Source organism: Vibrio tapetis subsp. quintayensis, from assembly GCF_030409945.1.
Lineage (GTDB): Bacteria > Pseudomonadota > Gammaproteobacteria > Enterobacterales > Vibrionaceae > Vibrio > Vibrio quintayensis.
The window spans coordinates 1-17376 of sequence record NZ_JAUFQV010000016.1 but is presented as its reverse complement, the minus strand read 5'-3'; the positions used below and the strand labels follow the sequence as shown (position 1 = coordinate 17376).

Below are 17376 nucleotides of genomic sequence, written 5' to 3'. Positions count from 1 at the left end.
TTTTTTATTACTTCCCCACAGAAACAGCTCGATAACCAACAGCCTACCCGGAATTAAACGATTCGACTGCGGTCTACACTATAAATTGAGGTAAAATACCCTCTACTTCCCTTTAAGTCTCAGGATGACTCATGACCCTACGTACAATGATCGCACTCGCGGCAGCCAGTATCGTACTATCCGGCTGTAGCCAATCCCCACAGCCCAAACAAGCCACTAAGCCTGATGCGCTTGTTAATCTCAGCCAGCAAAATCAACCACAAACTTTCGTTCTGCGTGGTGAAGTCGTCATTGGTCATGAAGCGCGATCGATTCAGCCTTGCAACAGTAGCCAACAATACTGGGTTCATTTGCCGAGTGGTGAATTTGAACGAGCGCAAAAGCTGATGCATGAGCCCTACCAACCCCTATATGGTGAGTTGATTGGTTATTTAGTTCCACCACCGTTGGATGGATTCGCAGCTGACTACGACGCTACGTTTGTTGTCACCCAAGTCAACCGCCTCAGTGTTGAAGCGGCGAATGCATGTAATCGCCCCGCCCATCCAACACAAGCAATGGGCAATGAACCATTTTGGAACGCTCGACTAACTCAAAAATATGTAGAGTTTCGACAACCAGGATCTGAAACCACACAATGGGCACGTCAAAGTAATAATCTCTCCAGATCCATTAGGGAATATCAACTGGACAATGGCAGTTTAAGGCTCGCTAACCAGCACTGCGCCGATACCATGAGCGGCGATATTTTTAGCTGGCAATCAATCCTGACTGTAGATGACAAGACATTTCATGGTTGCGCCATGTTAAGCAACCTAGACGTCAGTCGACGTTGGGTGGGTGAATACCGCGCACAATCGACGGAAAACCAAAGCTTCCAAGTTTCTTTGCAACTCAACGACGATCATAGCGCAATCACTCGCTACCACTATCTAAACGGTGAACCAACACGCGTTGAAGTCGGCTTTTGGCAACAACTCAATGACAAGCAAGTACAAGTGACAATGACGCACCATCAGCAGCAGTATTTGATTGCGCAGCGGATATTTACGCTAGATGGTAATGGGTTAGTAACCAAAGAAGAGAAAATACACGACAAAATCTACCCTTTGCATGGCGGCGGAATAAAACTGTTCAATACCGAGCTAATACCACAGGACCCAGACCAACATGAGAACACTCAATAATGAGTAATAATGGATGTTCGACTTGTGGATTACATCATCAGTGCATCTGTAAGCTCAGGCCAAACCTAACGCCCAACTGGCGCTTGGTGCTATTGACCCACCCTAACGAATTTCACCGGGACACCAATACTGGGCAATTATTGGCAACCAGCATGGAGCATTGTGAAGTGATGGAGTGGCACAGAAAAGAGCCTCCAGCTCAACTGGTTAAGTACATAAGCGATCCAACCTTAAAGCCAGTGGTGCTGTTTCCAAATGAAACCAGCCAACTACTCGATACCAATACTCATGAAGTAGACGACAAAAATTGGCTGTTTATTTTGTTGGATGGTACGTGGCAGGAAGCCAAGAAAATGCACAATCGAAGCCATTGGTTACAAGCACTGCCTCACTGTCATTTATCGATAACAGAAACCTCCAGTTATCAATTAAGACGCAATCAAAAGCAAGGCAACTTGTGCACCTGTGAAGTAGGTATCCACCTATTAAAGGCGACCCACAACTCAGAGCAAGCAGACAACCTTAGCAATTTTTTTCAGCACTACTTACAAGTATTTCAGGCAGACAAAAGTGGTCACCTGTGGCAAAGCTCTAGAGACGTTGATCTGAGCAGTTCAGGTTCACCTAAATAATACCCTTGTAGATAATCAACGCCAATATCTTCAGCGATACGGCAGACTTGTTCATTATGAACAAACTCTGCCACAGTTTTCGCATCAAACACATTACACAGCCTAACCAATTGCTGAGCTATCTGCCGTTGGCGTTTATCTTTATCAATATTACGAATAATACTGCCGTCTAGCTTAATTATTTGTGGTTCTAACTTGATGATTTCATCAATATTTGAATATCCCGAGCCAAAATCATCAACAATAATCCTAGCGCCTAATCCTCTAAAGTGATTACACACTTCTATCATTCTTGAGTAATCTTTGATCTGTTCGCTTTCCAACACTTCCAACCCAACGCGGGTCGGCATTTTTAACCCCTGTATCGCCCCTTCTAACAGATAAAGGGTTTTATCGCTCATTAAGTCTTGCGGCGATAGGTTAATGGAAAATGATTCTTCGCTGTTCGCCATGCAATTAAACGTATGCTTAATCATCTGACGGCTCAGTCGAGTATATAGATGAGTATCCTCGATGATAGGTAAGAACTTGCCCGGAGGAATGATCTGATCATCTTCTTGAATTCGAACCAAGCACTCTTGTGACACTTTTTGATGGGAGTGAGCTGCAAATATCGGCTGAGAATACGCAATAACATTTTGATTCAATACCGCACGGCTGACACAAGATAGCCAACTCAACTGGGCTTGTCTGGCCTCTTCCTCACCAGTTAGCAGCTTAGCGTTACACATATGGCGATTATTCTTCATGCCATGGCGACGCGCCTCTATGGATTTAAGCAACAGCTCCTCAATGTCTATATCAGGGAAGTCCCGACGACTCGCGAGCCCTCCACACAGTGAAACCGATAAGTAGTCAAGATCTGGCAAGCCATAAGGTTCAAAGTTTACGTGCTCAATTTCATCCACGAACTCGGTAAACCGCTGCCGAATAAAAGCACTCGTACGTTCCGATGAAAACACGGCGGCCCATTCACCAATACCGATGCTGTATAATTCAGAGTTACCACCAAAGCGTTGCCATAACTGCTCTTGAAAATACTGGCTTAAGTCCTGAAGTAATTGATCGCCCACTTGGTAGCCGTATTTTTCATTCACCTGATTAAAGTTAATCAGTTTAAGCGTTAACAAATGCTCGCTTTGTACTATTTTTGTTAATCGCTCTTTTAAAACGGTGCGATTAAGCAAGCCAGTTCGACGATCAAAGCGATAGCTTTCCGTTAGCTTATGTGCTTGTTCTAACAGTTTTTGCTCCATGTTATTGTTCATTTCATCCACATCTGCAATAGCATTGCGGATCAAAGAAAACAAAGGAGAAACAGAGTGAGGCTGATGACGCTTCATCTGTTCAAGCGCCGGTTTTTCCAATGCCGTTTCTCGCATTGCGAGATAAGTTAAGCTGTGGTGCATTATCAGCTGCGTTTTATCATCACGGAACAGCTCTCCCATGCAATAAGCACCATTCGCGTTGGCAAATTCAGAAAATGGCGTCAGTTCATCGGCACCGTCCATAAAATCGAGTCGAGATGCGCAATTGTAGATAAAAACACTTTCAGGATGGTGCACGAATAGTTGCTCAGCGCCTAAACGAACTTGCTCTTGGGTCAATGATGGGTGGTTGTAACAAAAGCGAACCTCATCACCCACTTGCCAGTCAGCATTAAATTCAATGCTACCGTCAGAGTACAACTCCCTTGGTAAGTGGACAGACTGATGGCTTTGCTCGCCGCGCATCAAAGGGAAATCTTGCAACTGTTCGAAAGTCACCGCGTTACCGTCAGCTAAGTAGCGATTATAAATTTCTTGGACGGGCTTGTGGTCTAGGCTGACAAGCCGGCCATTGTTCGCTTCCGTAATGCGAAACCTGCGACCAACAGGGTTCCATTCTGCATAAGCATTACGCCAAACTTGCAAATTTTCATTGTGTAGTGCGACGGCTACACAAGCATGTTGATAGATTTGCTGATTAAGTATGACCCAGCGACCAAATAAATTCGCTTGCGATAAACCTCCTGCCACTGGAAGTTCAAAAGACAACTGATTGAATGCACTGAATAGCGGGTAGTCGTTAGCGTCAACTTGATCAGCGAAGCTGATCGCGACTTTTGTGGTTCGATTGACTAATAATTGTTCAACCAAATGTTGGCTGTCTCGCTTTTGATCACCAGTATAAAACACGGCACTAGAAGTAATATGAGTCGCCATCAACTCAGTAATAATAATCAATGTACCAAGATTAACGACACAGCTATTTTTGATGGTATGCGTCGAGCTTTGCCCGATAACGGTGACACGCTCGAAAGTCTGATTTAAGACGCGACTGTACTCAACCGCAATATCAGCCGATTGTGTAGAAAATATTTGCACCAAATAAGTGGCATTATTATCCACCGCAAAACTTTTTAGTTCGGCATGCAGTTGTGGTAAGTCTTGTACCAAGATTGAGTGACAGCGCATATTACATATTGTGAACAGAATTTGTGGTGAATCACTATAGCGCCTGAGCCACTGACTGAAAAACACATATGATCAACTTTTGCTCAATTAGCCCAAACCAAATAGCGGTGTTGTGAGGCCGCTCGTATATTGGGTTGACGAATTGAAACTATTTGCCCCGACATCCCTTGCTATATAGAGCTTATTCTCATTGTGTGAATTATTATTCGTTAACGAATGAAGTTTAAAAGTTGGCTCAGATCCGATATTTCTACATCCGGTAATGTAGTTGCACGCTGGAGCCGCTGTTCAGCATAAGGAAGCCAACAAGCAGAATAGCCACTGTGTTTCGCTCCCAACACATCACTACGAAGATGATCGCCAACATGCAAAATATGGCTAGAATGAATATTCAATTTCCGTTGAGCTAACTGAAACATGTCTGAAGAGGGCTTTAAGCGTCCATCACGCCCCGCTCGATAGACATGACAAAAGTAACGGCTTAAACCTATTTTTTCTGGGTCAATATTACCGTTAGTAATCCCGATAAGAGGCATTGCTTGAGCAAGCTTTGACAGTACATCATGCGTTTGCTCTGGCACTTCTACCAAGTTACGCCAATACTGCACTTGATCCATCGCTTTGTCGGCGGCATCTATGGCTTGTGTTTGGGTATAACCTGAAAGGCTTAACCCACTGACTATTTGCTTCCAACGCCATAATGTCACATCGTTAACTAACGCTGGGTCGTCGATGATCAGCTGTTTTTTAATCTGATGCCACTGCCCCATGCTTAACTGCTGGCATTGAGGGTATTGCGCTTTCAACCAAGCAGCGACTTCTCGTTCAACCCGCATAATCACAGGATAGTTATCATACAAGGTATCATCTAAATCAAACGTCATCGCTTGGATGGTAGGCAGTCGACGGTAAAAGCGCATAATTAGAGACCTTAGTTAGCGTTATTTTTTCTTGGCTCTTGGGTGCGCTTGATCGTACGCCTGCGCCAGGTGTTGGAAATCTAGATGAGTATAAATCTGAGTAGTCGAAATATTTTCATGTCCTAAAAGTTCTTGAACGGCTCTTAAGTTACCACTGGATTCAAGCATATGCGTTGCAAAGGAGTGGCGTAATTTATGCGGGCTGACATGGCTAGAAACACCTTGTTTTTGCCCCCATTCTGCCATGCGTTTTTGCACGTTACGATGTGAAATTCGCTGGCCCAGCTTAGACACAAACAAACCGTTTTCATCGGCATTAGCTAGCAATTTACGAACCTTAAGCCATTGCCCTACCCATTCACGTGCTTGGCCCGCAAAAGGCACTTTTCGCTCTTTGTCCCCTTTACCGATGACTCGCAGCTCACCGCGACTTAATGATATGTCTTTAACATTAATGCTGACCAACTCGGCCAAGCGTAAGCCAGCGCCATACATCAATTCCATCATGGCGCGATCGCGGATCGAGAGCGGGTCGTCTTCGTTCACTTCCAACAACTGACCGACTTCATCCACATCGATGTTCTTAGGTAACGGTCGTTGCTTACGAGGTGCTGAGACCCCTTTTGCAGGGTTAGCCTGTAAGACGCCGCGCAAAATAAGGAAATCAAAGAAACTACGTAACGATGATAAACGAGTGCTAATGCTGCTCGCCTTCATTCCTTCACGCATGCCTTTACTGGCTAACTGGCGAACCCAACCAGCATCAACTTGTTTCCAGTCACTCACACCCAACTCAACCAACTGCCCAGCCATATGAGATAACTGAAGTTTATAGTTGCGTTGGGTGTGCAAGCTCAACCCTCGCTCACTATGGAGATATTGATAGAAGCGCTCTAACGGTTTCGCTAAGTCACTAGGCAGAGGTACAGACGACATGAGCTTCCGATTCTTTATGCCAAGGCAGATGTTCCACCAACTGGCTAAGCACTAAAGTAAGGTGGCGTAAAAACAACGTATCTAAATTAGGTTGAAAATGACCACCATCATCACTAGAAAAAGCCACGATTCCTAATGGCTTCTTCCTAATAATAGGTAATACAGCAAAAGATCCCAACTCTGGTACTTTCTGACCAGAAAAAAGAAGCTCTCGATCGGCACTTTTCATACGGCCAAGATAAGCGTCTTTACCATTTAAGTGATTGGTTGCAAAACGGCTGTAGCTTTCTCGGCTCAATGTATTCGCATCTGTCGGTGCATCGAACAACTTTAAATAACCTTTTAAACCCAGTGATCGTGCCGTTTGCTCTACATAAGCCACAACATCACTCAACTGAGAACAGCCTAAGACTTGCTCTTGCAACTGCATAAAGTCATGAAACGTACGATCGTTATTCGCTGCTAAAGACATCAATTGGGTGATTTCTTCTTCTAGCTCTTCAATGCGCGTGCGTTGCCGTTTTAGTTGAACTTCAACCAACGACACTGCACCCTGCTCTCGATGAGGAATAGACAAGCGGGCCACTAAGTCTTGGTGGTGATAAAAAAAATCTGGGTGGTCGCGCAGGTAATCCGCAACCACTTGAGCCGTTAGGGCATCTGCCTCTGGGTGTGACAAAACTTATCCTCTTGTATCTTTGTTCTACTGATTAACGTGACGCACTAGCAACTTAATTGGCCATCATAAACATAGGTCGCAGACCCTGTCATATATAGTGGGTGACCAATGCCTTTCCAGCGAATTTCAAGGTCGCCGCCAGGTAAATGCACGGTGACTTCATCATCAAGAATACCTTGATGAATCCCGACCGCTACAGCGCCACAGGCACCACTTCCACAGGCTTGTGTTTCACCTGCACCGCGCTCGTACACACGCAAGTTGATTTCATGGCGAGATAACAATTGCATGAAACCGGCATTTACACGCTCAGGAAACCTCTCATGGGACTCCAACAAAGGCCCAAGCGTTTCCATATCCATTTCATTAATTTCGCTGACAGCGGTCACAACATGTGGGTTGCCCATACTCACCGCACCACAGAATAGAGTGTGCTCACCAGCGCGAAGAATGTACGTTTTCTCAACTTGTTTGGCTTTGAACGGGATTTTACCTGGATCAAAAATAGGTTCACCCATGTTCACGGTAACCATATCGCCATCTTCTATGTACAGGACCATTTTGCCTTTTTTAGTACTGACGTTAATGGTGTGTTTGTTGGTTAAGCCTTTCATGCGAACAAAGCGTGCAAAACAACGAGCACCGTTGCCACACTGCTCGACTTCACTGCCGTCGGCATTAAATATTCGGTAGTGAAAATCACTTTCCGGATCGTAGGGCGCTTCAACAACCAAGAGCTGGTCGAAACCAACTCCGGTATTGCGATCCGCCAAGCGACGGATCAAGTCAGGGGAAAAAAACACATTCTGAGTGATACAATCTACGACCATAAAGTCGTTACCCAGCCCGTGCATTTTAGAAAAATGAAAATGCATAGTAAGACACTTTACTCCGGTAGTACTTGCTCTAATTGCCAAAGGCTAGCAAGTTCTTCGCGCTGGCGCACAACGTAAGACTGATCGTTATCAACCATCACTTCTGCCGCTCTCGCACGAGTATTATAATTTGAAGACATCACAAAACCGTAAGCGCCAGCGGAACGTACAGCAAGTAAATCACCTTGCTCTAACACCAACTCACGATCTTTACCTAAGAAGTCGCCGGTTTCACAAATCGGCCCTACTAAATCATAGCTTGTCGCTTCGCCATCACGAGGCACAACAGGCACAATATCTTGCCATGCTTGATACAGCGCTGGTCGCATTAAATCATTCATTGCCGCATCAATGATGGCAAAGTTTTTGTGCTCAGTATGCTTTAAGAACTCAACTTGAGTCATTAAAATACCTGCATTGGCCGCAATCGCTCGACCCGGCTCAAAAATCAATTCAAGCTCTGGATGCTTATCAAGACGCGCAAGCAGTGCCTTAGCGTAATCCGACGGTTGTGGAGGTAACTCATCTTTGTAAATAACACCAAGGCCGCCACCAACATCAAGATGTTTAATTTTTATACCTTGCGTTGATAATTCATCAATTAAAGCAAGCAGACGATCAGTTGCATCGATAAACGGTTCAATGTCAGTGAGTTGAGAGCCAATGTGGCAATCAATGCCTTGAACGTTCAGGTTCGGTAAGCTTTGTGCGAACTTGTAAACTTCTGGAGCGCGATCAAAGGCAATGCCAAATTTGTTATCACGTAAACCCGTTGAGATATATGGATGTGTGTTTGCATCGACATCTGGGTTGATTCGTAAAGAAATTGGCGCAACCACACCCACTTCACCCGCAACTTGGTTAAGCAACTCTAATTCAGGTTCGGATTCTACATTAAAGCACTTAATATTCAGTTCTAGAGCTCGCTTCATTTCTAGCGCTGTTTTGCCGACACCAGAGAAGACGACTTTCGCTGGATCACCTCCCGCGGCTAATACACGTTCTAGCTCACCCATGGACACAATATCGAAGCCACTGCCTAAGCGAGCTAGCACGTTCAATACGCCAATGTTTGAATTTGCTTTAACGGCATAACATACAAGGTGCGGATGTTGAGCAACAGAACTATCAAACGCCTTCCAGTGGCGTTCTAACGTTGCTCGTGAATACACATAAAGTGGTGTGCCATATTTTTGAGCAAGCTCTGTAAGTGCGACACCCTCGGCCCAAAGTTGGCCATCATCCTGATAGTTAAAGTAGTCCAATGTTCATTCCCTGTAATTAAGTAGTTACTGTTGAGGCTGCTCAGTTGGTGGAGCGTCGTCCGGTAAATAAAGTGCGCCCGATTGCCCACAACCCGCTAAACCGAGTATGGACAACAAAAAAAGTGCGATAAATGACTTTTTCATTTTGCAATTCGTGATTAATAACTCAATGCCTCCTATAATCGCACCACAATCAGGAAAAGCAATAGGATAGAGCACGATGAATGATACTGAATTTCATCAATTGGTCGATGTCACTCTACAAAACATCGAAGAAGCCATTGATGACTCTGGTGCGGATATCGATTTTGAGACATCTGGCAATGTGATGACTCTGGAATTTGAAGACCGTAGCCAAATAATAATTAACCGTCAAGAACCCATGCATGAAGTATGGTTAGCCTCAAAATCAGGTGGATTCCATTTTAAACACAATGGAGAAGCCTGGATATGTTCTAAAACTGGATCGGAGCTGATCAGCTTAGTGAAAGCTGAATGTGAAAAGCAGGCTCAAGAAGAGATTGAGTGGGTTTAATCGCCTAATAAGTATAAAGGCGCCAAATTAGGCGCCTTGTTTTATCTGATTAACCGTATTCGATTAGATAATGTCTACCTCTACTTAAAGGTTGACCGCACGAGCCCGTTGCTGATGAGAGGTATCACTACGATACGGAACAACATAGCTGTTACCTTCTTCCGGTGTGACAATTTGATAGTACTGCGGCAAATTGAAATTAATGAAGGTCGCGCTGATTTCTAAATCATCTTGGTAGGACGTGTAAAAGCGATTTACGCTCGCAACCATTTCATCTTTATTGCCACTGAACTGGTGATACACTTCCACTCGGTTTGATTCATCTAACACATAAATGTTGAAACCATTCTTAACGTCTTCAAAGAAAAATTGAATCAAGCCTTCACTTGCAAAACTGTCTACCAATTCAGGTAATGGATGATCTCTGTCTTTGTCCAACATCATCAATGGCGAACCATTCAATTTGTTCGTCGAGATACTGCTATAAAAGTCGACCGAATTTTCCAGCTTCTGCACTGAAACACCACGGCGTTCAAAAAATAAGCCGTACACTTGTTCACTGATTCGAATCGCTTTAAAACGGCGACGTTTTTCCTGTTCAAGTGGTTTTAGACGTAATTCAATGCATTCCGCCAATAGTTGATACACTAAGTTACGCATCACACCACGCAAATTCTTGCTATAACAGAACACATCTACAGATTCAGGCGGCAATGCGTCTTGGTGCATTTTACCCAGCACGGTTTTTAATGCATCCAACATAGCCGTTTCGCCAGTAAAGTGCAGAGTACGCACTTCATGCCAAGAGTTTCGATACACCAAATCGACACTGCCAACTAGGCTCAAGTTTTCTTCACCAAAACTGAATATATCGATATTCTTCAGGTCAACTTTCAGCGCTTTACCATGTAATTTTGTTGTTGGATCACTTTCAAAGTTGATGAACATCGCCAATTGGCTAATTTCACATGGGCTGGCTAACGCTTGCATGCTTGGACGACGTTTATGCAATGAGAAGGTATTCCGCAGATCACTCACCATCTGGTAAAACTTATCAATGTCGAGATCCGCTTGACGCACAACAGAGTGCAGGCGAGTTGATTCCGTTATCATGCCATTGAAAAAAGACCAAGCCACCAACTTACTTAAGTATTCGTTATGCTCTAGATAAGGTCGACCCATGATGCTAACGGGATCAATTGGCTGCTTATACAAGTACCAACCTTCACGGTTTGTACGCCCAGATCCGACTTGAATAAAACTCAAATCAGCCTCGTGCAAATCAGGGGATATTTGAGGGTTTAGCAGCGTCACCTTACCAGGCAATACTTCAAAGGCCGCATACAGTTTACGCGCCAATATGCTGATATCTTGCGGGCTAATCGCAGAGGTTATCTCGTTGCGACGAGCAAATTGAATAAGGTTACGGTAGCTCAACATCAAGGCATCAAGCAATTGGTCATGGACTACTTTAACCTGTTCCACTTTCCAATTACGACGATCATCCAACTCTTCAATTACCGAATCTGGCCACTGCCACTTCTGCACCATATCGGTGAGCGCTTCACGACGCCATGCGACGGAGCCAACATCAGGGACACGAGACAATTTTTCGTGAGTCTTTAAATAGAAACAGCGACGCACCAAATCTAAACGCTTATGATCGTTCACTCGCTCAAGGTAGCGCGTTACTTTTTCCAGCATTAAATAGTAAGCGTCCATCCCATACAGGTCAGGCTCATGGGAGAAAAAACGACGCTTAGAATCAATACAAAGAAGCTGAGTTGATGGGTATTCCCAAGAGTAGGCTTCAAGCAAAATAGCTTTGAGTACAGACTTATACGGCGCATCGATACTTTTGTAGAGCTGCCACAAGTTTGAACCAAAGTACTCTTCCGCTGGAATTCGATCGATCTGACCGAAGTCTATCCAATCCTTACAGTCAATCTTGCCTTCTTCACACAATTGACGCACATAGTCGTCATAGCATTCTTCCATTTCAGGAGGAACGATTTGCCAAAGAAGACGTTGACCAGCAAGTCTTACTGCCGAACGATAAAATTCATCTAATAATAAGAGGTGCTGTGATGAGCCACAATTATCACCCGTCATTTCTTCCGATTGATTACTACGAAAACGCTCTTCATCCATTAAGAAAAAATTGGCTTCAACGCCCATATTTTTAGCCCAATCAGTGATCAGCAAGCATTTGTTGCTCAAGCTTGAACGCTCATCAGGGGACATAGATGGAGATACACATACCCAAACGTCTAAATCGCTTGATGTACTTTGACCAATAGAGGAAGTGCTTCCCATGGTGTACAAACCAAGAATGGCAGGCTGTTCCAAAGAAGAAAGCGGGCCACCACTGGTTAACTCGGTATCATCGACAAATTGCTGCTGCTCACTCGTGAGCTCTAAATCGACCACACCATAAGGAACGGTACTATCGTAATACCCCGGAATGGAGGGGTGATTATAATGCAAGAGAACAGGTAACAACTGGAATACACGCTGGCCTTGCACGTCCATAAGGGCAAGTGCTCGTTCGATTCGCTGTTGGTTGAGCGAATCCAATCGATGTATCAATGTTTGGGTAAATGCCGGCAAAGGGCGTTCCTTGATCTCTGATTAATTTGATGTTTTCGCTTAAAGTGTGTTCACAATAGCTTTAAAAACGTGATCAATTTAACATTTTTAATCACAAGGGTAAAGAAATAGCGTGAGAAGCGTCCAATCCTTACTGTCTTTGACACTTTCCTGTCAACGCCCATAGTGTCTTCCTTTTTAACCTAATACTAATAATAGACCACTCTACATTTGGGAGGTTGCTCACATATTTTTTTCTCAATCCTAAGAATCTGAACTCGATAGCATTGCAGTGTGATGAAACAGTAATACTTTGGCCTGCTCGATGGTAGGATTAGTGAGTTATTTACTTCAGATGGAACCATTATGTCACACAGCTCTCCAATTCGAATTGCGACACGAAAAAGCCCTCTCGCTCTTTGGCAAGCCTATTACGTTAGGGACGCATTGCAAGCTGCGCATCCGGGCCTCGAAGTGGAACTGGTTACTATGGTCACTAAGGGCGATATCATCCTGGATACTCCACTTGCAAAAGTTGGAGGCAAAGGTTTATTCGTTAAAGAGCTTGAAGTTGCGATGCTTGAAGGCCGAGCCGACCTCGCCGTCCACTCAATGAAAGATGTTCCAGTTGATTTTCCTGAGGGGCTTGGGCTTGTCACCATCTGCGAACGTGAAGATCCACGTGATGCCTTTGTTTCTAATACCTACAACAATTTAGATGAGCTGCCTGAGGGTGCCATTGTAGGGACATGCAGCCTACGCCGACAATGCCAAATCAAAGAAGCAAGGCCAGACATCATCATCAAAGAATTGCGCGGCAATGTCGGTACACGATTAGGGAAACTCGACAATGGTGATTACGATGCCATCATTCTGGCCGCTGCGGGCCTCAAACGTCTAGAGCTTGAAGAACGTATTCAAAGTTTCATCGAACCAGAACAGTCCTTACCAGCAGTAGGACAAGGTGCCGTCGGTATTGAATGCCGTCTGGATGACGACAGGCTAAGAAAATTGCTGGAGCCTCTAAACCACGTAGATACCGCAGACCGGGTTAAGAGCGAGCGAGCAATGAACTTAACACTTGAAGGTGGTTGTCAGGTCCCTATTGGAAGCTACGCGCTGCTCGATGGCGATAAAATTTGGTTACGTGCCCTTGTTGGTGAACCCGATGGTTCGGAAATTATTAGAGGTGAAATATCAGGCCACCGTGCCGATGCAGAGAAGTTAGGAGTTGAACTCGCCGAGCAGTTACTGAGTGAAGGCGCGAAAGAAATCTTGGAAAAGCTATATCAAGAGCACGACTAACAATGCAGGCCTGTTTAGTGACAAGACCTTCACCCGAGGGTCAAGAACTGTGTAAAGCGTTATCCCAACATGGTATTCCCGCTTTACATCAACCTCTCATTAAAATTGAAGCAGGTCGCCAATACTCTGAGCTTGCCGGAAAAATCCAGCAAGCTCAAATCATCATCGCAATAAGCCAACATGCGGTATATTGGGCGAATAATGCACTTGAAAAAGTGGCACAAAAATGGCCAACTTCAATCAGATATGTTGCCATCGGTCAAAAAACAGCACACAAATTAAGCAAAGTAACACAACAAAAAGTACACTACCCAGAAGTCAGCGACAGTGAACACCTTCTGACTATGACTGAGTTTACCAATGTAGGACAAAAGAGAGTATTGATCCTACGAGGTAATGGTGGTCGAGATTTGATCTACAGCACTTTGGCAGAACATGGAGCTTTGGTTGAACACTGCGAAGCTTACCAACGTATAGAAGTTGCCTTCAATGTAGATAAATCAACTCAGCAGTGGCAACAATTCGGTGTAGATACACTGGTGGTCACCAGCGGAGAACAATTAAACCAGTTTGTCCGTAGCCTTTCTCCAAGACATTTAGTCTGGCTACAACAATTGCGCTTAGTTGTGCCAAGTCAACGGATTGTAGAAATGGCGCAACATAATGGATTTCAACACATCATTAACTCCCAAGGCGCAGCAAACCCAGATTTACTTAGGGCGCTAAGTAACCGTTAACAACAGGACAAGAGCATGACAAGTAAAAAAAACAATAATGAGCATATTGAACCTGAAGAAACCTCAACCCTTTCTGATTCTGCTGACGCCTCTGTGGAAGTAACTGATACCAATACCGATCAAACGGTAACCGATTCAAAAGAAGCACCAGCAACGAAATCGCAAGCCGATACAAAAGAATCAGAGAAGAAAAAAGATGGCGGTAAGAAGCTAGGCACCATCGCCATCATTTTGAGTTTATTGTTTGGCGGTGGACTCACGTATCACATTCAACAACAAAACGAAAAACACTTGGCGTTAATCGACTCACTTAAAAGCGAAATGACGCAATTGAAAAGCAGCACGAACCAAGAGTTGGGCTCTATCAAGCAAGACGTACTCAGCAAAGCCGAACAAATGACGCAACGTAGCCAAGTCGTGCTTGACCAACAACAGACTAGTATTGAAAGCTTGCAAGTCGCTCTAGCAGACGTAAAAGGGCGCAGACCTAATGATTGGTTACTCGCTGAAGCCGATTACTTGGTGAAGTTAGCCGGCAGAAAACTCTTTTTAGAGCATGATGTCGTCAGCGCAACTCGTTTAATGGAAAGTGCCGATCAGCGAATTGCTGCACTTAACGATCCAAGTCTAGTGACTCTGCGTAAATCAATGGCTAACGACATCACACAACTACGCTCATTGCCATTAATCGACCGCGAAGGTCTTGTACTGGCACTTACTAGCCTGCAACAAGAAGTCGACAAACTCCCATTGGCGAATGCCATATTGCCAGATGCTCCAGAAGTCGTTGAGCAAGTCGTCTCAGAAGACATCAATGATTGGCAAAATAACCTAACCGCTTCGTTGAAAGGTTTCTCTGAGCAGTTTATTACTTTCCGAACTCGTGATGGCGACGTTGTTCCTCTTCTATCACCAGAGCAACACTTCTACCTAAGAGAAAACATCAAAGCCAAATTGGAAACAGCAATTAAAGGCGTATACGTAGAACAAGGTGACATCTATCAAACCGCCGTTAAAGTCGCGAATGAATGGTCTCATATGTTCTTTAATCAAGACGATGCTAGTGTTGCTAAGTTCCAACAACGTCTAGAGCAACTTGGAAAACAAAACATCAACGTGGATTACCCACAAAAGCTAGAAACTCAACAACAGCTTTCTGATGTCATCACTGATCGTCTTCGTAGAGAAGTCACTACCTTAGTATCGGAGGAGCAATAATGATACGTCTTATAATCCTCTTTATACTTATCGGGGCTGGCCTCTACGCCGGAACACAGTTTTCGGGCCAGCAAGGCTATGTGCTAATTTCCATTGCGAACAAAACCATTGAAATGAGTGTGACGACGTTAGTACTGGCTATCGTCGTCTTATTAGCCGCTCTGTTTGGCTTAGAGTACCTAATAAAGAAGGTGCTTCGTGCGAGCAGCGCTACTTGGAACTGGTTTGGCGTCCGTAAACTAAAGCGTGCGCGTAAAGATACTAATGATGGCATGGTCTTGTTACTCGAGGGGGACTGGCTAGGTGCAGAAAAGAAAGTACTGCGCTCTGCTAAGCATCATGATATGCCGTTATTGTGCTACCTGATCGCTTCTGAAGCCGCTCAAGGCTCTGGTAATAGAGCAAAAAGAGATCAATACCTAGAACTGGCTTCTGAGCAACAAGATTCAAAACTAGCGGTTGCTCTAACAAGAGCCAAACTACTGGTTGCAGATGGCCAATATGATCTTGCTCTGGTCACTTTAGATGAATTGCAGTCCGACAATCCAGATAACCCAATTACGCTAGAGCTGTTAAAAGTCACTTACCAAAACTTAGGCAAGTGGCAACTTCTCACTCAATTGTTACCTAAGCTTAAAAAAGCAAAACTCATCGCGCAGCAAGAATTTGATCAGCTCAACCTAGCGGCTCAAGGCGGAGCGATGAAAGAGATCTCGGAACAACAAGGCAGTGAAGGGCTATTAGCACACTGGAATCGCCTCCCTCGTAAAACGAAACAAGAGCCAAAACTGATTTTATGCTTAGTGAAGCAGTTAATAGCTCGTAAAGCTGACTCTCAAGCTTATATCGTTGTTCGTGATAGCCTTAAGAAATATCAAAGTGATGAGCTTTACCATGTTATTGCAGAGATGAACTTACCGGACATACACCCTGCCATTGTTCTTCTACAAGCCGCACTGCAAAAAGATGGAAATAACGCCGCAGCACACAGTACCTTAGCTCAGCTACTAATGCGTCAAGAAAAGTGGCCAGAAGCTCAGCAACATCTTGAAGATGCGCTTAAGCAACGTCCTCATGTTTCGGATTATGCTTACTTAGCTGATGTTCTAGAAAAACAACAATTAACACAAGCTGCAAATGATGTTTCACGCAAGGCGCTTGCTTTAGTTGAAGCCAAATAACAAACCACTACCTCTACGGTGGACCTAATCTAAACCAGTGCATTGCACTGGTTTTTTTGTCTAAAGATCCTTAAGTATAAGTTCCCCCTCGAGAACCCTCGCTTATTAGCTTCTCATAAGCCAAGTTCTGACTTCTCGCCTTATCCTACTCTTTCAAAGAAAATTCTTATGTGCTGCGACACTGACGTGATATGGATGAATGGGATAAGCAACGAAAGGACAGTCACTGTATTGAGATCTATAAACATCAAAGATAAATCCCATCTCCGTATTAGCGTTGGCTACGCTGGCTCCAACAGTGCTATTCCACCCAACGAGGATTTAATGAGCGAGGTAGCACCTTGTTCACTTTCTCCAGACGTAAAAAAACCCAAGTCGTGAGACTTGGGTTTAGTATAAGTGGCGGAGTGGACGGGACTCGAACCCGCGACCCCCGGCGTGACAGGCCGGTATTCTAACCAACTGAACTACCACTCCGCAGTGTCTATTCAGCTTATCGCTATTTTTGTTTATCTTTAAATAAGATAAAACGAAATAGAAGTCTGGCGATGTCCTACTCTCACATGGGGAAACCCCACACTACCATCGGCGCTATTGTGTTTCACTTCTGAGTTCGGCATGGAATCAGGTGGGTCCACAATGCTATGGTCGCCAAACAAAATAAATGGTGCTAGTACCCAGAGTCGAACTGGGGACCTCACCCTTACCAAGGGTGCGCTCTACCAACTGAGCCATACCAGCACACTTAATTTTGCTGTTCAGTCAAATGGACTGAAAAAAGCCCGTTTTCCAACGGGCTTCTTAACTTTTTGTCTTCACTTTTTAAAAAAGTGAAAATAAATAAGAGCCTGGCGATGTCCT

Annotated in this window: 15 protein-coding genes, 2 tRNA genes and 1 rRNA gene; 7 read left to right on the top strand and 11 right to left on the bottom strand. The window is 44.4% G+C overall.

Translation table 11 applies throughout. The features are described 5' to 3' along the window. The first annotated feature begins 131 nt into the window (after window positions 1-131). Together QWZ04_RS07500 and QWZ04_RS07495 are read left to right on the top strand one after the other, a co-directional pair. Entirely contained in the window at window positions 132-1187 is a 1056-nt protein-coding gene (locus tag QWZ04_RS07500; RefSeq protein WP_290326553.1) for a COG3650 family protein, read from the top strand. Then, window positions 1187-1819 carry a tRNA-uridine aminocarboxypropyltransferase gene (locus tag QWZ04_RS07495; RefSeq protein ID WP_290326551.1) on the top strand — a complete coding sequence of 211 codons (633 nt, stop codon included), beginning with the start codon at window positions 1187-1189 and terminating at the stop codon, window positions 1817-1819. The genes QWZ04_RS07500 and QWZ04_RS07495 overlap by 1 nt, the downstream gene beginning before the upstream one ends. Here QWZ04_RS07495 and QWZ04_RS07490 read toward each other — a convergent pair. The 7 genes from QWZ04_RS07490 to lptM all read right to left on the bottom strand — a co-directional run bounded on the left by QWZ04_RS07490 (window position 1762) and on the right by lptM (window position 9094). After that, window positions 1762-4275 (bottom strand): bifunctional diguanylate cyclase/phosphodiesterase, encoded by a 2514-nt coding sequence (locus QWZ04_RS07490; protein ID WP_290326548.1) that lies wholly within the window; start codon window positions 4273-4275, stop codon window positions 1762-1764. The two genes, QWZ04_RS07495 and QWZ04_RS07490, sit on opposite strands and share 58 nt — an antisense overlap. A 209-nt stretch (window positions 4276-4484) precedes the next feature. After that, entirely contained in the window at window positions 4485-5195 is a 711-nt protein-coding gene (gene yigB / locus QWZ04_RS07485; RefSeq protein ID WP_290326546.1) for a 5-amino-6-(5-phospho-D-ribitylamino)uracil phosphatase YigB, read from the bottom strand. A gap of 21 nt (window positions 5196-5216) precedes the next feature. Beyond that, a complete protein-coding gene (xerC, locus tag QWZ04_RS07480; protein ID WP_290326544.1) occupies window positions 5217-6131 on the bottom strand; it encodes a tyrosine recombinase XerC in 915 nt (304 codons plus the stop codon). Further along, window positions 6109-6810: a DUF484 family protein gene (locus QWZ04_RS07475; RefSeq protein WP_290326543.1), complete on the bottom strand. Its 702-nt coding sequence runs from the start codon at window positions 6808-6810 to the stop codon at window positions 6109-6111. Before QWZ04_RS07475 ends, xerC begins: the two co-directional genes overlap by 23 nt. A 44-nt stretch (window positions 6811-6854) precedes the next feature. Further along, complete coding sequence (gene dapF, locus QWZ04_RS07470) at window positions 6855-7685, bottom strand: diaminopimelate epimerase (RefSeq protein ID WP_290326541.1); 831 nt, start codon at window positions 7683-7685, stop codon at window positions 6855-6857. An 11-nt stretch (window positions 7686-7696) separates the two neighbouring features. Further along, window positions 7697-8950: a diaminopimelate decarboxylase gene (gene lysA, locus QWZ04_RS07465; RefSeq protein WP_290326539.1), complete on the bottom strand. Its 1254-nt coding sequence runs from the start codon at window positions 8948-8950 to the stop codon at window positions 7697-7699. A gap of 24 nt (window positions 8951-8974) precedes the next feature. Continuing rightward, window positions 8975-9094, bottom strand: a complete 120-nt coding sequence (gene lptM, locus QWZ04_RS23535) for an LPS translocon maturation chaperone LptM (protein ID WP_435433592.1) — start codon at window positions 9092-9094, stop codon at window positions 8975-8977. Between the two features lie 76 nt (window positions 9095-9170). Between lptM and cyaY the strand changes: the two genes are divergently transcribed. Further along, window positions 9171-9485: an iron donor protein CyaY gene (gene cyaY / locus QWZ04_RS07455; RefSeq protein ID WP_290326537.1), complete on the top strand. Its 315-nt coding sequence runs from the start codon at window positions 9171-9173 to the stop codon at window positions 9483-9485. 84 nt (window positions 9486-9569) lie between these two features. Here cyaY and QWZ04_RS07450 read toward each other — a convergent pair whose 3' ends face one another. Continuing rightward, window positions 9570-12095, bottom strand: a complete 2526-nt coding sequence (locus QWZ04_RS07450; protein ID WP_290326536.1) for a class I adenylate cyclase — start codon at window positions 12093-12095, stop codon at window positions 9570-9572. 345 nt (window positions 12096-12440) lie between these two features. Between QWZ04_RS07450 and hemC the strand changes: the two genes are divergently transcribed. The 4 genes from hemC to QWZ04_RS07430 are packed head-to-tail and all read left to right on the top strand — an operon-like array spanning window position 12441 to window position 16515. Continuing rightward, entirely contained in the window at window positions 12441-13379 is a 939-nt protein-coding gene (gene hemC / locus QWZ04_RS07445; protein ID WP_290326533.1) for a hydroxymethylbilane synthase, read from the top strand. Between the two features lie 2 nt (window positions 13380-13381). After that, a complete protein-coding gene (locus tag QWZ04_RS07440; RefSeq protein WP_290326531.1) occupies window positions 13382-14116 on the top strand; it encodes a uroporphyrinogen-III synthase in 735 nt (244 codons plus the stop codon). Between the two features lie 15 nt (window positions 14117-14131). Continuing rightward, complete coding sequence (locus tag QWZ04_RS07435) at window positions 14132-15334, top strand: uroporphyrinogen-III C-methyltransferase (protein ID WP_290326530.1); 1203 nt, start codon at window positions 14132-14134, stop codon at window positions 15332-15334. Next, window positions 15334-16515, top strand: coding sequence for a heme biosynthesis HemY N-terminal domain-containing protein (locus QWZ04_RS07430; protein WP_290326527.1), 1182 nt, complete (start codon window positions 15334-15336; stop codon window positions 16513-16515). The genes QWZ04_RS07435 and QWZ04_RS07430 overlap by 1 nt, the downstream gene beginning before the upstream one ends. A gap of 400 nt (window positions 16516-16915) precedes the next feature. Here the strand turns inward: QWZ04_RS07430 and QWZ04_RS07425 are convergent. The 3 genes from QWZ04_RS07425 to QWZ04_RS07415 all read right to left on the bottom strand — a co-directional run bounded on the left by QWZ04_RS07425 (window position 16916) and on the right by QWZ04_RS07415 (window position 17256). Next, a tRNA-Asp gene (locus tag QWZ04_RS07425) sits at window positions 16916-16992 on the bottom strand. Window positions 16993-17055: 63 nt separating this feature from the next. After that, window positions 17056-17171: ribosomal RNA gene (rrf, locus tag QWZ04_RS07420) — 5S ribosomal RNA — on the bottom strand. 9 nt (window positions 17172-17180) lie between these two features. After that, window positions 17181-17256 (bottom strand) — tRNA-Thr (locus QWZ04_RS07415). Window positions 17257-17376: the final 120 nt, after the last annotated feature.

Excerpts from the sequence above, each read along its gene's own strand:
- QWZ04_RS07500 (WP_290326553.1), top strand. The coding sequence starts at position 132 with ATGACCCTACGTACAATGATCGCACTCGCGGCAGCCAGTATCGTACTA.
- QWZ04_RS07495 (WP_290326551.1), top strand. The coding sequence starts at position 1,187 with ATGAGTAATAATGGATGTTCGACTTGTGGATTACATCATCAGTGCATC.
- QWZ04_RS07490 (WP_290326548.1), bottom strand. The coding sequence starts at position 4,275 with ATGCGCTGTCACTCAATCTTGGTACAAGACTTACCACAACTGCATGCC.
- yigB (WP_290326546.1), bottom strand. The coding sequence starts at position 5,195 with ATGCGCTTTTACCGTCGACTGCCTACCATCCAAGCGATGACGTTTGAT.
- xerC (WP_290326544.1), bottom strand. The coding sequence starts at position 6,131 with ATGTCGTCTGTACCTCTGCCTAGTGACTTAGCGAAACCGTTAGAGCGC.
- dapF (WP_290326541.1), bottom strand. The coding sequence starts at position 7,685 with ATGCATTTTCATTTTTCTAAAATGCACGGGCTGGGTAACGACTTTATG.
- lptM (WP_435433592.1), bottom strand. The coding sequence starts at position 9,094 with ATGAAAAAGTCATTTATCGCACTTTTTTTGTTGTCCATACTCGGTTTA.
- cyaY (WP_290326537.1), top strand. The coding sequence starts at position 9,171 with ATGAATGATACTGAATTTCATCAATTGGTCGATGTCACTCTACAAAAC.
- hemC (WP_290326533.1), top strand. The coding sequence starts at position 12,441 with ATGTCACACAGCTCTCCAATTCGAATTGCGACACGAAAAAGCCCTCTC.
- QWZ04_RS07440 (WP_290326531.1), top strand. The coding sequence starts at position 13,382 with ATGCAGGCCTGTTTAGTGACAAGACCTTCACCCGAGGGTCAAGAACTG.
- QWZ04_RS07435 (WP_290326530.1), top strand. The coding sequence starts at position 14,132 with ATGACAAGTAAAAAAAACAATAATGAGCATATTGAACCTGAAGAAACC.
- QWZ04_RS07430 (WP_290326527.1), top strand. The coding sequence starts at position 15,334 with ATGATACGTCTTATAATCCTCTTTATACTTATCGGGGCTGGCCTCTAC.